General features: G+C 65.3%; 16 protein-coding genes. 8 read left to right on the forward strand and 8 right to left on the reverse strand.

The features are described 5' to 3' along the window. Positions 1-46 precede the first annotated feature (46 nt). On the forward strand, positions 47-820 hold the full coding sequence (locus tag ACZ7GB_RS17010; protein WP_472159656.1) for a transglutaminase-like domain-containing protein: 774 nt from the start codon (positions 47-49) through the stop codon (positions 818-820). Between the two features lie 10 nt (positions 821-830). On the opposite strand, the gene ACZ7GB_RS17015 is transcribed toward ACZ7GB_RS17010, so the two are convergent. Together ACZ7GB_RS17015 and ACZ7GB_RS17020 are read right to left on the reverse strand one after the other, a co-directional pair. Next, positions 831-1,166 carry a cupin domain-containing protein gene (locus tag ACZ7GB_RS17015; protein WP_472159657.1) on the reverse strand — a complete coding sequence of 112 codons (336 nt, stop codon included), beginning with the start codon at positions 1,164-1,166 and terminating at the stop codon, positions 831-833. Positions 1,167-1,301: 135 nt separating this feature from the next. Next, positions 1,302-2,156, reverse strand: coding sequence for a LysR family transcriptional regulator ArgP (locus tag ACZ7GB_RS17020; protein ID WP_472159658.1), 855 nt, complete (start codon positions 2,154-2,156; stop codon positions 1,302-1,304). Between the two features lie 95 nt (positions 2,157-2,251). On the opposite strand from ACZ7GB_RS17020, the gene ACZ7GB_RS17025 reads away from it, so the two are divergent. Together ACZ7GB_RS17025 and ACZ7GB_RS17030 are read left to right on the forward strand one after the other, a co-directional pair. Beyond that, positions 2,252-2,863 carry a LysE/ArgO family amino acid transporter gene (locus tag ACZ7GB_RS17025; RefSeq protein ID WP_472159660.1) on the forward strand — a complete coding sequence of 204 codons (612 nt, stop codon included), beginning with the start codon at positions 2,252-2,254 and terminating at the stop codon, positions 2,861-2,863. Between the two features lie 54 nt (positions 2,864-2,917). Next, on the forward strand, positions 2,918-3,823 hold the full coding sequence (locus tag ACZ7GB_RS17030) for a DMT family transporter (protein ID WP_472159661.1): 906 nt from the start codon (positions 2,918-2,920) through the stop codon (positions 3,821-3,823). Positions 3,824-3,940: 117 nt separating this feature from the next. Here the strand turns inward: ACZ7GB_RS17030 and choV are convergent, their stop codons facing one another. The 4 genes from choV to ACZ7GB_RS17050 are packed head-to-tail and all read right to left on the reverse strand — an operon-like array spanning position 3,941 to position 7,466. Beyond that, the gene (gene choV, locus ACZ7GB_RS17035; protein ID WP_472159663.1) at positions 3,941-4,993 is read right to left on the reverse strand and encodes a choline ABC transporter ATP-binding protein; all 1,053 of its coding nucleotides are present in this window, start codon (positions 4,991-4,993) and stop codon (positions 3,941-3,943) included. Next, positions 4,990-5,826: a choline ABC transporter permease subunit gene (gene choW / locus ACZ7GB_RS17040; protein WP_078547496.1), complete on the reverse strand. Its 837-nt coding sequence runs from the start codon at positions 5,824-5,826 to the stop codon at positions 4,990-4,992. The genes choV and choW overlap by 4 nt, the downstream gene beginning before the upstream one ends. 18 nt (positions 5,827-5,844) lie before the next feature. Continuing rightward, positions 5,845-6,486, reverse strand: a complete 642-nt coding sequence (locus ACZ7GB_RS17045) for a hypothetical protein (protein WP_472159665.1) — start codon at positions 6,484-6,486, stop codon at positions 5,845-5,847. Between the two features lie 35 nt (positions 6,487-6,521). Next, positions 6,522-7,466: a choline ABC transporter substrate-binding protein gene (locus tag ACZ7GB_RS17050; protein WP_472159667.1), complete on the reverse strand. Its 945-nt coding sequence runs from the start codon at positions 7,464-7,466 to the stop codon at positions 6,522-6,524. Between the two features lie 116 nt (positions 7,467-7,582). Here ACZ7GB_RS17050 and betI point away from each other — a divergent pair, with 116 nt between their 5' ends. From betI to betA, 3 genes are all read left to right on the forward strand, one after another. Continuing rightward, positions 7,583-8,164, forward strand: a complete 582-nt coding sequence (betI, locus tag ACZ7GB_RS17055) for a choline-binding transcriptional repressor BetI (protein ID WP_078542703.1) — start codon at positions 7,583-7,585, stop codon at positions 8,162-8,164. Next, positions 8,161-9,612: a betaine-aldehyde dehydrogenase gene (gene betB / locus ACZ7GB_RS17060; protein ID WP_472159669.1), complete on the forward strand. Its 1,452-nt coding sequence runs from the start codon at positions 8,161-8,163 to the stop codon at positions 9,610-9,612. The genes betI and betB overlap by 4 nt, the downstream gene beginning before the upstream one ends. Before the next feature lie 105 nt (positions 9,613-9,717). Then, positions 9,718-11,373 (forward strand): choline dehydrogenase, encoded by a 1,656-nt coding sequence (gene betA, locus ACZ7GB_RS17065; RefSeq protein ID WP_472159671.1) that lies wholly within the window; start codon positions 9,718-9,720, stop codon positions 11,371-11,373. 1 nt (position 11,374) lies between these two features. Here betA and ACZ7GB_RS17070 read toward each other — a convergent pair whose 3' ends face one another. Further along, the gene (locus ACZ7GB_RS17070) at positions 11,375-11,758 is read right to left on the reverse strand and encodes a DoxX family protein (protein ID WP_083078883.1); all 384 of its coding nucleotides are present in this window, start codon (positions 11,756-11,758) and stop codon (positions 11,375-11,377) included. Between the two features lie 80 nt (positions 11,759-11,838). Between ACZ7GB_RS17070 and ACZ7GB_RS17075 the strand changes: the two genes are divergently transcribed. Together ACZ7GB_RS17075 and ACZ7GB_RS17080 are read left to right on the forward strand one after the other, a co-directional pair. Beyond that, entirely contained in the window at positions 11,839-12,489 is a 651-nt protein-coding gene (locus tag ACZ7GB_RS17075; RefSeq protein WP_472159673.1) for a thermonuclease family protein, read from the forward strand. A gap of 71 nt (positions 12,490-12,560) precedes the next feature. Then, the gene (locus ACZ7GB_RS17080; RefSeq protein ID WP_078542708.1) at positions 12,561-12,806 is read left to right on the forward strand and encodes a YdcH family protein; all 246 of its coding nucleotides are present in this window, start codon (positions 12,561-12,563) and stop codon (positions 12,804-12,806) included. Between the two features lie 76 nt (positions 12,807-12,882). Here the strand turns inward: ACZ7GB_RS17080 and ACZ7GB_RS17085 are convergent, their stop codons facing one another. Next, positions 12,883-14,277, reverse strand: a complete 1,395-nt coding sequence (locus ACZ7GB_RS17085; RefSeq protein WP_078522857.1) for a helix-turn-helix domain-containing protein — start codon at positions 14,275-14,277, stop codon at positions 12,883-12,885. Positions 14,278-14,490 lie beyond the last annotated feature (213 nt).

Here is a 14,490-nt window from a genome sequence, read left to right on the forward strand (position 1 = left end):
GCTCCATCCCAGTGACACCACCTGAATCCCGAGAGAAGGAGCCGCCATGCGCATTTCCGTCGACGTGCAGATGCAATACCAGTTCCCGCAGCCGAATACGGTCGCGCTGGTGCTCGAAGCGGCGCAGGCTCCGGGGCAGGAGATCGTCGACGCGTCGATGAACCTCGGCGATGCGAGCGTGGGCCGGATCGCGGGCGATTGCGGCGTGGGCGAGCGGATCTGGGCGCAGGTCGGCACGCAGATGACGCTGCATTATCAGGCGCTGATCGACATCACGCGTCCGGCGATCGACCTGACGCAGATGCGGGCGGCACAGCTCCACGAGCTGCCCGCCGAGGCCGCGCCCTATATCCGGCCCTCGCGCTACGTGCAGTCGGACAAGTTTGTCTCCTTCGTGAGCAAGCGTTTCGGCGATCTGCAGGGCGGGGCGAAGGTGGCCGCGATCCGCGACTGGATCGAGAAGAACCTGTCTTATGTGCCCGGCGCGTCGGATAGCGACACCAACGTGCTCGAGACCTTCGCGGGCCGGGCAGGGGTGTGCCGCGACTACGCGCATCTGTTCTGCGCGATGGTGCGCGCGGCGCAGATTCCGGCACGCATGGCCTCGGCCTATGGGCCGGATGTATGGCCGCAGGATTTCCACGCCGTGGCCGAGGTCTGGCTCGATGGCGCGTGGCATATGGTCGATGCGACCGGCATGTGCGGGGCCGAGAACATGGCGCTGGTCGCGGTTGGGCGCGATGCCTATGACGTGGCCTTCATGGAATCGCAGGCCCCCGCGATGCTGATCAACCAGAGCGTCTCGGTGATCCGGGTCTGAGCGCCTTTCCTCAGGCTTTCAGCGGATAGCGATCGGCTTCTTCAAAGACGTCGATCACTTGCGTCCCGGCCTTCAGACGCGCGGAATGTTCCGCCCCGTCGGGGATGTTGTAGGTCTCACCGGGGCGGTAGACCGTGGTCTCGCCTGCGATGGTCAGCTCCGCCTCGCCTTCGATCACCGTGCCCCACTGAGCCTTATGCGCATGGGGCGGAAGGTCGAAATCGGTGAGGAAGTGCAGGAACACCACCAGCCCTGCCTCCGAGCGGATCGCGTGGCTGCGCACCTGATCTTCGGGAAACGGCAGATCGAGGGCGGGGAAGGCCTGAATGAAATCGGGTAGCTCCATGGGCGTCTCTCCTCCTGACAAGCCTGCGGGACATCCATCACTATGCGCGCCGCGCAGGCCGCGGGCAACGCGCGCTCAGGCCGGGGAGCCGCTCTGGCCGGAACGAGCCGCGCGCAACGCCCTGTAACCGGCCCCTTACAACAACACCGCTTTCGCCGCCTGCCGCAGCGCTTTGGTCAGCGGCGCGAGCGGGGCTTTCAGCCGCCTCGCGCTTTGCCAGTAGAGCGGCACGTCGATCGGCGCCGGGCCCAGCCGTTCCAGCGCGCCGCTTTCCAGATGCGCGCGCACCAGCGCCTCGGGGTTCAGCCCCCAGCCCATGCCGCGCAGACAGGCCTCCACGAAACCTTCGCTCGAGCCGATACGATGCGCGCGCAGCCCCATCGGCATGCCCGCGATCATCGAGGCCCAGCGGTCCTGCAGCCGATCCTTGGCGTTGAACTGCAGGGCAGGGGCCGCACGCAAGGCGTGCCGGTCGATCCGGTCCGGGAAATAGCGCGCGACGAAATCCGGGCTCGCCGTCGCGATATAGCGCAGCCGTCCGAGGCTCACGCTGTCGCAGCCTGCGATCGGCCCCTCATCGGCGGTGATCGCGCCCGCGACTTCGCCCCGGCGCAAAAGCCCCGCCGAATGGTCCTGGTCGTCGATCACCAGATCGAAGCGTACGTTCTCCACCTCGGCCAGCGCGGGCAATACCCAAGTCGCGAGACTGTCCGCATTCACCGCGATGCGCAGAACCGGCGGGGTCTCGGAGGGCGCAAGCTCGGTTTCCAGAAGCGCCACCTCGCGCAGATGGGCGATCAGCCGCGCGCCATCCTCGGTCGCGCGGCAGGGCGTGGCGCGGATCACCAGAACCGCGCCCATGCGTTCCTCCAACTGGCGGACCCGTTGCGAGACGGCCGATTGCGATACCCCGAGCCGTGCGCTTGCGGCCTCGAAGCTTCCGGTCTCGATCACGGTGGCGAGCGCATCCAGCGCGGCATAGTCGAACATAAGTTTTACTTATACAGAGTTAGTTTAATTAAGTTGAACTTATACGCACGCCCCGGCACTGAGAAGCGTCTCTGAGCAGACCGGAGGTGAGGCGGATGGAATTGGTGGCATTCTGGGCGGGGCTGAAACTGGGGCTCGGGCTGATCGTGGCGATCGGCGCGCAAAACGCTTTCGTGCTGCGTCAGGGGCTGCGGCGCGAGCATGTCTTCGCGGTAGCGCTGTTCTGCGCGCTCTCCGATGCGGTGCTCATCGCGCTTGGCGTGTCGGGCTTCGCGGCCGCTTCCACGGCGCTGCCATGGCTGCCGGAGACGCTGCGCTGGGGCGGTGTCGCCTTTCTCAGCTGGTATGCGATCCGCTCCGCTTTGGCGGCGATCCGGGGCGGCGAGCATCTCGACCCGAGCGCAGGCAGCGCGCCGTCCTTACGCGCCGTCCTCGTGACGGTGGCCGCTTTCACTTGGGCGAACCCGCATGTCTGGCTCGATACGGTGGTGCTGCTGGGTGCGGTCTCGGCGCAGTTCGCGGGCGCGCGGATCAGCTTCGCCACCGGCGCGATCGTGGCTTCGTTCGTGTTCTTCTTCGCACTGGCCTATGGCGCGCGACTTCTGGCGCCGCTTTTCGCGAAGGAGAGCGCGTGGCGCGTGCTCGATGCGCTGATCGCGGTGCTGATGGGCTCGATCGCCTGGAAGCTCGCCGCGGGCGCATTATAACCGACACAAAGCCGCCCCTTGCGCGCGGTGCCGAACCAGCGTCCAAGAGGGGTCATGACCGCGCAAGACAAACCCAACAAACCGCTGATCGGCATCCTGTGGATGCTCGCCACCACCGCCTGTTTCGTGATGGTGAACATCATCGTCCACTGGCTGGGCGATCAGGTGCCCGCCGCGCAATCGGCCTTCGTGCGCTTCATGTGGGGGCTGATCTTCTTCGCGCCCGCGCTGGCCCGCATCCTGCGCCAGAATTTCCCGCCGCAGGTCTGGGCGCTGTTCGGCGTGCGCGGTCTCCTGCATGCGGTGGCGGTGGGGCTGTGGTTCTTCGCGATGAGCAATATCCCGATCGCCGATGTCACCGCGATCAACTACCTCAACCCGATCGTGGTGACGGTGGGCGGCGCGCTTTTGCTGGGCGAGGGGCTGGCCTGGCGGCGCGTGACGGCGGTGGTCGTCGCGCTGATCGGCGCGCTGATCATCCTGCGCCCGGGGATGCGCGCGATCGAGCCCGGCCATCTCGCCCAGCTTGGCGCGGCGCTGTTCTTCGGCGGCGCCTATCTCACGGCAAAGCGGCTGACCGATTACGTCCCCGCGGGCACGGTGGTGGCGATGATGACGCTGGTGGTGACGGTCGCGCTCGCCCCGGTGGCGATCTGGAAATGGGAGCCGATCACGCTGTCCGAGACGCTCTGGCTGGGCGCGGTGGCGGTGTTCGCGACGGGCGGGCATTACTGCATGACGCGGGCGTTTGCCGCGGCGCCTGTGACGGTGACGCAGCCGGTGATCTTCCTGCAACTGGTCTGGGCGGCGATTGCGGGCTGGTCGATTTTCGGCGAGCGCCCGGACCCTTACGTGATCCTCGGCGGTGCTATCATCATCGCCTCGGTCAGCTACATGACCTTCCGCGAGGCGCAGCTCAAACGCCGGGTGACGCCGCCTCCGCCTGCCACCAAGATCTGACAGCGCGGCGCTTTTCTGCAAATGTCGGATGCCTCCGGCGGGGATATTTGAGCCAAGCCGAAGGGGCGCGCGCGCCTTGGTTTCGGCTTGGTCAAAATATCCTCCGCGAAGCGTCCCTCAGCTCGCCTCGGCGCTGCGCTGGGGGTCGATGAGCCGCGTGATGACGCCCTCGCGGGTCACGACACGGCCATCGGTAAGCGGTACGGCGGGCTCGTGGCGCAGCCGCTCCATCACGTCGCGCACGGGCGCGTCGGCGGGCATCGGCGCGCCGGTGGCGTCGCCGGTGGGCGTGCCGACGGGATCGGCGATATCCTCGGCGGTCAGCACGCCGAGCGGGTTCATATGGGCCACGAAATCGGCCACATAGCCGTTTGCGGGCTTGGCGATGATGTCGCGCGCGGTGCCGCATTGCACGATCCGCCCGCCTTCCATCAGCGCGATACGGTTGCCGATCTTGAAGGCTTCGTCGAGGTCGTGGCTGACGAAGATGATCGTGCGCTTGAGCTTGTTTTGCAGCTCCAGCAACTCATCCTGCAGCTTGGTGCGGATCAGCGGGTCGAGCGCGGAGAAGGGCTCGTCCATCAACAGGATCGGCGCGTCGGTGGCGAAGGTGCGGGCGAGGCCCACACGCTGCTGCATGCCGCCCGACAGCTCGGCCACCTGACGGTCGGCCCAGTCCGACAGGCCCACCAGTTCCAGCTGGGTGTCGACCTTCTTGCGGCGTTCCGCCTTGCTCATGCCGGCGAGTTCGAGGCCGAGGCCGACATTCTCGCGCACGGTCCGCCAGGGCAGCAGGCCGAATTGCTGGAAGACCATCGCGATCTTGTTCAGGCGCATTTTGCGCAAGGTCGCGGGGTCGGCATGGGTGACGTCGACGAGACGCTCGCCGTCATGCACCTCGACCTGACCGCGCACGACCGGGTTCAGCCCGTTCACGGCGCGTAGCAGCGTCGATTTGCCCGAGCCCGAGAGGCCCATGAGGACGAGGATTTCGCCTTCGGGCACCTCGACCGAGCAGTCATGCACGCCCAGCACCTGATCGGTACGCTCCTGAATCTCGGGGCGCGAGAGCCCTTCGTCCATCAGGGGCAGCGCCTCTTGCGGGCGGTCGCCGAAGACGATGGAGACATTGTCGAATTTGACGGCGGTTTTGGCTTTGGTCTGGGTCATTTCGAACCTCCGCGGCGCAGCATGCGGTCAAGGATGATGGCGACAACGACGATCACGAAGCCGGACTCGAAGCCGAGCGCCGTGTTGACGGTGTTGAGCGCGCGCACGACTGGCACGCCGAGGCCGTCAGCGCCGACAAGCGCGGCCACCACGACCATCGAGAGCGAAAGCATGATGGTCTGGTTCAGACCGGCCATGATCTGCGGCGTGGCATAGGGCAGCTCGACCTTCCACAGAAGCTGGCTCTTGGTCGCGCCGAAGGATTGGGCGGCCTCGGTCAGCGTGTCGGGGGTCGAGGAGACGCCCAGATGGGTCAGGCGGATCGGCGCGGGCAGCACGAAGATCACGGTCGCGATCAGGCCCGGCACCATGCCGATGCCGAAGAAGACGATGGCCGGGATCAGGTAGACGAAGGCCGGCAGCGTCTGCATCAGGTCCAAGACCGGCTGCAGCACCGAATACAGGCGCGGACGGTGGGCGGCGGCGATGCCGATCGGCACGCCGATGCCCATGCAGACCACGCAGGCGGCGATCACGAGGGTGAGGCTCTCGGTGGTTTCCTCCCAGTAGTCCTGGTTGAGGATGAACAGGAAGCCCACGATCACCAGCAGGGAAATCTTCCAGCTGCGCTGCAGCAGGTAGGCGATCACCGCGAAGGCGAGGATCACGAGAAGGGGCGGGGGGCCTTGCAGCACCCAGAGCGTTGCGTCGATCAGGGCCTTCAGCGCCACGGAGAGCGCGTCGAAGAGCGGCGCTGCGTGGTCCTGCAGCCAGTCGATCACGATCTTGGCCGTCTTGCCCACGGGGATTTTGGTATCGGTCAACCAGTTCATAGCTGTCCTTGCGGTTTGTTATTTCTGGCGCGTCTCGATGCGGTCGAAGGCGACTTGCGATTGCGCCTTGCCGGTTTCGGGGTCGAGCTTGGTGACGCGCAGGACCAGCCCGGCCTTGGGAGAGAATTCCTTGAGGAAGGCGGTGCGCAGCTTGCCCATCGCGATCCGTTCGACGACCTGCCAGACATCGTAGCGGCACGCGCCGATCTGCACCGAGCCGGTGCCGCGATAGGCGTAGGAGATGGTGCCGCGATCCTTGGTCTCGCCGTCGACTTTCAGGGCCACCGGCGTGCGCCAGTTGCCCAGTTGCGGCAGTTGGTCGAGCCGCGTGGGGTCGTCGTCATAGATGAGCGCGAAGCTGCGCCCGTCCATTTCCTGCAGGCTCACCGCCAGCGGATGGTCGTAGCGCTCGCGCTTGGGCGGGCGGCCGAGTTCGGGATCGTCGACCCGGTAGGAGGTCAGCGTGCCGTTCTCGTAGCGATAGGCCTGCGCCATTTTGGGGCTGTTGCGGGTGAGCGTGACGCCCGCCGCGTGCAGGGCCTTGGTGTCGGGGCAATCCGCGGCGCGCGCGGGGGCGAGGGGGGCGGCTATCATCCCCGCGAAGAGAAGGGCCGCGCCGGTGAGGGCGCGGACCGAGGGGAAGCGGGGGCGGAGGGTCATGCCCTGTCGCCCGCGCGAATATTTCGCCCGAAGGCTCACGAGTTCAGCGCTTTCTCGACCGCTGCCTGCGCGTCGCCGCCATCCTTCGTGGTCACACCGTCGAGCCATGCTTTCCAAGCATCGGGGTTGGCCTTGAGCCAAGCCTTCGCGGCGTCCTTGGGATCATCGCCATCGTCGAGGATCTTGCCCATGATCTCGTTTTCCATCCCGAGGGTGAACTTCAGGTTGGAGACGAACTTGCCCGGGTTCGGGCATTCGTCGACATAGCCCGCGCGGACATTGGTCATGACCGTCGCACCGCCGTAATCGGGGCCGAAGAAGTCATCGCCGCCCGAGAGATAGGTGATGTCGAAGTTGGAGTTCATCGGGTGGGGCTCCCACGCGAGGAAGATGATCGGCTTGTCGGCTTTGTCGGCGCGCGCGACCTGCGCGAGCATGCCCTGCTCGGAGCTTTCCTTCAGGTCGAAGTCCTTCAGGCCGAAGGCGTCCTTGTCGATCATGTCGAGGATCAGCGCGTTGCCGTCATTGCCCGGCTCGATGCCGTAGATCTGGTTGTCAAGCTCGTCGGCGTGCTTGGCGATGTCGGAGAAGTCCTTGATGCCGGCCTTGGCGCCGGCGGCGTTGGTCGCGAGCGTGTATTTCGCGCCCGTCAGGTTGGTGCCGAGCGTCTCGACCGTGCCGTCCTTGGTGTAGGGATCCACGTTGGCGGCCATCGAGGGCATCCAGTTGCCGAGGAATACGTCGACATCGCCTTTCGACAGCGCCTCGTAGGTCACCGGAACCGAGAGCACCTTGGTGTCGGTCTCGTAGCCGAGCACTTCGAGGATCGTGGTCGCGACCGCGGTGGTCGAAGTGATGTCGGTCCAGCCGACATCGGAGAAGGTCACTTTCGAGCAATCGGCGGCCTGTGCGGGCGCGGTGCCTGCCAGTCCGAGCGAGAGCGCAGCCCCCATTGCGAGGAGCGTGGAACGAAGTTTCATGCTTTTTTCTCCCTGTGCAGCGTTAAGAAAAACCGCGGGATGCGGTTGTTGATTGACGAGTCAATAAACATGTTCTAGCTCGACATGCAAGCAAGCCACCCGGAAGGAGGCCGAACATGCCGAAGCTTGGAGCAGAGCCTATACGGCGCGCTGCCTTGGTCAAAGCGACTATTGAGACAGTGGGCGAGGCGGGATCGCTCGATGTGACGGTCGCGCAGATCGCCCGGCGTGCGGGTATGTCCTCGGCGCTGGCGCACCATTATTTTGGGTCGAAAGACCGGATTTTCCTCGCCGCGATGCGGTCGATTCTGTCGATCTACGGCGCGGAAGTGCGCGGTGCGATGGCGATGGCACAGACCCCGCATGAGCGAGTTCGCGCAGTTGTGATGGGTTCTTTCGCGGCTGGCTCGTTCCGGCACGAGGCGATTGCCGCGTGGCTGAACTTCTACGTTCTCGCGCAGTCGAGCGCCGAAGCGCGGCGCCTGCTGCATATCTATCAGCGCCGTCTGCGCTCCAACCTCATGCACGGGCTGCGGCCGCTGGTCGGGGACCGTGCGGGCTCCGTGGCCGAGGGTTTGGGCGCGATGATCGACGGCGTCTACATCCGCGCGGCGCTTGTCGCGGGCGAACCCGACCGCGAGGCCGCCTGTGAACTGGTGCTGGCGCATCTGGAAAAGGAATTGGAGGTCCACCAATGAGGGCACAGCCGAAAGCAAGCCATTTCGTCAATGGCGACTGGATGGAAGACACGGACGGCGACGAGCTGATCGTCACCTATCCCGGCACCGGCGAGGTGATCGCCAAGCTGCACGCCGCGACGCCTGCGGTGATCGACGCCGCGATTTCCGGCGCGGTTAAAGCGCAGAAGGACTGGGCCGCACTGCGCCCAGTCGAGCGCGGCCGCATCCTGACCCGCGCCGTCGCGATCATCCGTGAGCGTGGTGAGGAGCTGGCGCTGCTGGAAACCCTCGACACCGGCAAGCCGATTCAGGAAACCCGCGAGGCAGACTGGCCCTCGGGCGCCGAGGCGCTGGAATATTTCGGAGGTCTCGCGCCGACGCTGACCGGCGAGACGATGCCGCTGGGCGGAGATTTCGCCTACACGATCCGCGAGCCGCTGGGCGTCTGCGCAGGGATCGGCGCGTGGAACTATCCCAGCCAGATTGCCTGCTGGAAATCGGCGCCCGCGCTGTCGACCGGCAATGCGATGGTGTTCAAACCCTCCGAGATGACGCCGCTGGGCGCGCTGAAGCTGGCCGAGATCTTCATCGAAGCCGGGATGCCTGCGGGTATCTTCAACGTGGTGCAGGGCTTCGGTCCGGTGGGGGCGGCGCTCTCGACCGATCCGCGTATCGCGAAGGTCTCGCTGACGGGTTCGGTGCCGACGGGTGCGAAGGTCTATCAGGCGGCCTCGGCAGGCATGAAACACGTCACGATGGAGTTGGGCGGCAAATCCCCGATGATCGTGTTCGACGATGCCGATATCGAAAGCGCGATCGGCGCGGCGATGCTGGGGAATTTCTATTCCTCTGGTCAGATCTGTTCCAACGGGACGCGGGTCTTCGTGCAGAAGGGCATCAAGGAAAAATTCCTCGCCCGCCTGAAAGAGCGCACGGAGACCATCGTCGCGGGCGATCCGCTGGATGAGGCGACGCAATTCGGTCCGCTGATCTCGCAGGCGCAGTTCGACAAGGTGATGTCCTATGTCGAGAGCGCGAAATCCGAGGGCGCGCGGCTGGTCTGCGGTGGGTCTGCGGGCAACGAGGGGCCGCTCTTCGTGCAGCCCACGGTCTTCGCCGATGTCACCGACGACATGACCATCGCGCGCGAGGAGATTTTCGGCCCGGTCATGTCGGTGCTGGATTTCGAAACCGAGGAAGAGGCGATCGCGCGGGCCAATGACACGCAGTTCGGCCTCGCCGCGGGTGTGTTCACCGGCGATCTGGCGCGCGGGCATCGTGTGGTCGGCCAGCTGCAGGCGGGCACGACCTGGATCAACGCCTATAACCTGACGCCGGTGGAGATGCCCTTCGGCGCGGTGAAGCAATCGGGCTTCGGGCGCGAGAATTCGCGCGCGGCGGTGGAGCATTATACGCAGCTCAAATCCGTCTATGTCGGCATGGGACCGGTCGATAGCCCTTACTGAGTTCGAATTTGACGAGGCTTGGGGGCGCTGCCCGTCGCCGTTTGGTCCTCGGGCCGATGGCGCACCAAACGGCGACACCCGGGATATTTCCGCCAAGGGGAAGATATGAGTGTTTCGGCAGAATTTGTGATCGTAGGCGCGGGCTCGGGTGGCTCGGCGCTGGCGTATCGGCTCGTGGAAGCGGGTCGCGACGTCGTGGTAATCGAGCATGGCGGCTCGGATGCGGGGCCGTTCATCCAGATGCCCGGCGCGCTGAGCTATCCGATGAATATGGGGATCTACGACTGGGGCTTTCAGTCGGAACCCGAAGAGCATCTGGGCGGGCGGCGTCTGGCGACCCCGCGCGGCAAGGTGCTGGGCGGCTCGTCGAGCATCAACGGCATGGTCTATGTCCGGGGCCACGCGCGCGATTTCGACCATTGGGAAGAGAGCGGCGCAACCGGCTGGGGCTATGCTGATGTGCTGCCCTACTACAAGCGGATGGAGCATTGGCATGGCGGTGAAGAGACAGAATGGCGCGGCCGTTCGGGGCCGCTGCATGTGACCCGCGGGCCGCGCGCCAACCCGCTGTTCGACGCGTTCGTCGCGGCGGGCAAGGCGGCGGGCTATCCGGTGACCGAAGATTACAACGGCCAGCAGCAGGAAGGCTTCGGGCCGATGGAGGCCACGATCTACAAGGGGCGTCGTTGGTCGGCAGCCAACGCCTATCTGCGCCCGGCGCTCAAGACCGGCAAGCTGCGGATCGTGCGCGGTCTGGCGCGGCGCGTGGTCTTCGAAGGCAAGAAGGCCGTCGGCGTCGAGATCAAGCGCAAGGGCCAGATCGAGGTGGTCCGCGCGAGCTCCGAGGTCGTGCTGGCGGCCAGCTCTATCAACACGCCGAAGCTGTTGATGCTGTCGGGCGTTGGCCCGGCTGAGCATCTGCGCGAGCATGGTGTCGAGGTGCTGGCGGATCGCCCGGGTGTGGGCGGCAATCTGCAGGATCACCTTGAGATTTATATGCAATTCGCGGCCAAGCAGCCGGTGACGCTGTTCAAATACTGGAACCTCTACGGCAAGGCCCGGGTGGGGGCGCAGTGGCTCTTCACCAAGGGCGGGCTCGGCGCGTCGAACCAGTTCGAGAGCTGCGCCTTCATCCGCTCGGATGCCGGGATCGACTACCCGGATATCCAGTATCACTTCCTGCCGATCGCGGTGCGCTATGACGGCAAGGCCGCCGCCGAGGGGCACGGTTTCCAGGCGCATGTCGGGCCGATGCGCTCGAAATCGCGCGGGCATGTGCGGCTCAGCTCAGGCGATCCCGAAGCCAAGCCGGAGATCAAGTTCAATTACATGAGCCACCCCGACGACTGGGCCGAGTTCCGCAAATGCGTTCGCCTAACGCGGGAGATCTTTGCACAAGGACCGATGGCCGCGCATGTGAAGCACGAAATCCAGCCGGGAGCTGCGGTCGAGACGGATGAGCAAATCGACGCGTTCATCCGCGAGCATGCCGAGAGCGCCTATCACCCCTGCGGCACCGCGAAGATGGGGGCGGCGGACGATCCGAGTGCGGTCGTCGATCCGGAAGGGCGCGTGATCGGGGTGGAGGGGCTGCGGGTCGCCGACAGCTCGGTCTTCCCGCGGATCACCAATGGCAACCTCAACGCGCCCTCGATCATGGTGGGCGAGAAGATGGCCGATCACCTGCTGGGCCGCACGCCGCTCGCGCGCGAGAATCTCGAGCCATGGGTGGCGCCGAACTGGCAAGTGGCGCAGCGCTGATCTAACCGTTCTTGCGGCGCGGGAGGTTGAGGGCATAGCGCCCCGGCCCTTGCGCCGCGAGGATCAAAAGTCCGCCCGCGATCGCCCAGTTTTTCACGAAGATCGTCACCTGCCACGGGTCGGCGCGCAGCTGCCAGTGAAACCAGCTCGTGAAGATGCAATACGCGGCGAGGATGAGGGCCCAAGCCCGCACCTTCGGGCCGAAGATCAGACCGAGCGCCGCGATTAGATTGAACAGCGCCACGGGCCAGACCAGCCAGCCGGGCAGGCCGAGCCAGCCGATCATCTCCTCCACCATCTGCGGATCGCTGACTTTCTGCACCGCGCCGCCGAAGAACAGCAGAGCGATCAGGATGCGGCCGATCAGGTTGAGCGCGTCGGACATGTGGGGCTCCCAAGTTTCGAGTTTACCATTCAGCTACGAAATCTGTTGCGTGCGAGATCAGTTCCGCCGATATCTGGGGCATGTTAAGGATTTGTTCACTCCTCGTTCTTCTGGCAGTGCCCGCCGCCTCGCAGCTCTCGGCGGCGACCGTGAGCGGCCTGCCGCGCGTCGTCGATGGCGATACGCTGGTGGTCGCGAATACTAGGGTGCGGCTTTTTGGGATCGACGCGCCGGAGGCGAAGCAGAGCTGCAAGACGGCGCAAGGCGTGCGCTGGGCCTGCGGTCGGGCGGCCACGGCGGAGCTGCAGCGGCTCGCGGGGCAGGGGGTGCGCTGCTCGGGCGATGAGGAAGATCGCTACGGGCGGCTGATCGCGGTCTGCCGGGCAGGCGGGCGCGACCTGAATGCCGAGATGGTCGCGCGCGGGGCGGCCTTCGCCTATCGGAAATATTCGCGCGATTACGTGTCGCAGGAGGAGCGGGCGCGGCGCGCGGGCCTCGGTGTCTGGCAGGGCGCGGCGCAGCGCCCCGCAGAGGTGCGGGCAGCGGCCAAAGTTCAGAATCCGCCGGGAAATTGCGCGATCAAAGGCAATATTTCCGGGCGCGGACGGCTCTATCATCTGCCGGGCACGCGCGCTTATGCCGCCACGCGGATCAACGAGGCCAAGGGCGAGCGGTGGTTCTGCTCGGAAGCCGATGCAAAATCGGCCGGATGGCGTCGCGCGGGCGGCTGATTTGATGCGCATCAAGGTGGGACGAGTCGCGCTGGCCTAATGTCGACCCGACAGCAAGGAAAGGGAGCGACATGGCCAATACGCCGCACACGCTGCAAGAAGAATTCCCGACGAAACTCGATCGGATTCACGAGTTGAAAATCTCCAACGCGCATTTTGCAAAATTGTTGGACGATTACGACGCGCTCAACGATCGCGTGCACCGGGCCGAGACGAATGTGGAGCCGATGGACAGCTTGGCCGAGACCGACCTGCGCAAGCAACGCGCCGCAGTGAAGGACGAGATCGCGCGGATGCTGGGCACCGCCGACGCCTGAGTTGTAGGGTAACGAGTGATTTTGGTGGGACGCCTCGAGGCTTCGGCCCCGGGGCGTTTTTCTATGCGATGTTTTTCTATGCGATGTCGTAGGGCAGAAGGCCGCGATGGTCGGGATCGACATGCAGCCGGCGTTCCAGCGGCGGAACCGAGCGCTGGTGGCAGTCCTTGCGCTCGCAGATTCGGCAGGAGATCCCGATCGGCTGGTAGGCCTTGGGATTGCCGAGCTCCATATCGTCGGCATAAACGAGCCCCTTCGCGTGGCTCACCTCACACCCAAGACAGATCGCGTAACGACGCACGGGCGCAGTGAAGCTGCCGCCCGATTTCGAGACGTCGCGCGCGAGGCAGAGATAGCGCACGCCATCGGGGGTCTCGGCGAGTTGCCGCAGGAATTTTGTCGGTGTTTCAAAGGCTTGGTGGACGTTCCAGAGCGGGCAGGCGCCGCCGAACCGGGCGAATTGCAGCCGGGTCGCGGAGTGGCGCTTGGTGATCGTGCCGGCCTGATCGACGCGGACGAAGAAGAAGGGGATGCCCTTCGCGCCGGGCCGTTGCAGGGTCGAGAGGCGGTGGGCGACCTGCTCGGTCGAGGCGGTGAAAATGTCGCAGAGCCGCTCCAGATCGTGGCGCGTGTCCTGCGCCGCCTCCAGAAAGGGGCGGTAGGGTAGAAGCGCGGCGCCCGCAAAGTAGTTGGCCAGACCGATCTTGGCGATCGCGCGGGCGGTGTCGGACTGGAAGCGCGCGAGGTCGAGCGTGGCCTCCAGCAGGTCGTTCTGGGTCATCAGCGCGACCTGATGGAGCAGTTGGAAGGCCTGCGTCGGGCGGCCCGCATGGGCGTTGATCAGAAGGCGATTGCCATCGCGCTCGCGCAGCTGCGAAATGTCGGAAAACTGCACGTCGATGCCCCGCTTCGCGAGGGTGTCGATCGCATGAGGAATGGGCTCCAACCTATTGCCATCGCGGCAGGAATAGCGCTCGGCCGCGCGGTCGACGGCATCGATGTAATTGTCGCAATAGTGGAAGAAGTCGCGGACCTCCTCCCAAGGGGAGACCACCGTTTGCGCGCCCTCGCGGCCCAGGGCTTCGTCGAGCGAGGCGAGGCGTTCATGGGTCTGGCGATAGGCGCGATGTAGCTCAAGGAAAGACCGCGCCAGCGCCGGGGCATTGGACGCCGCGAGCCGCAGATCTGCCAAGGGCGGCGCGCCATCGGAGAAGATCGGGTCGGCCAGCGCCTCGCGCATGTCCGAGACCAGCCGCTCCGCATCGCCTGCCGAGAGCTCGGTCACGTCGAGCCCGAATTCGCTAGCCAGCGCCAGCACGACCTGCGCCGAGACCGGGCGGTGGTTGTTCTCCATCTGGTTGAGATAGGGCAGCGACACGCCGAGCCGCTCGGCGAAGGCTTTCTGGGTCAGGCCGAGCCGCGTGCGGGTCTCGCGCAGTTTCACACCGGCATAGAGTTTCTGAGTCGCCATCTGCCCCTCCCTTTGCAAATGAATTTGTAGCTTTGCAAACATTCGGCGTCAAACTTTCCCGAGTCTGAGGCGGCGTCGCGGGATCAATCGGAGATACGCTGCGAGTGGCAACTGGCTTCGCAGTTATGCAATTCGCTATCCGTTGCTTGCCAATTATTTGCAAATTTTCTCGAATCCCCTTTGTAAGATTGTTGCGTTCGGAATAGTGTGCCG

Source organism: Thioclava sp. PTB-PU3-1, from assembly GCF_055666785.1.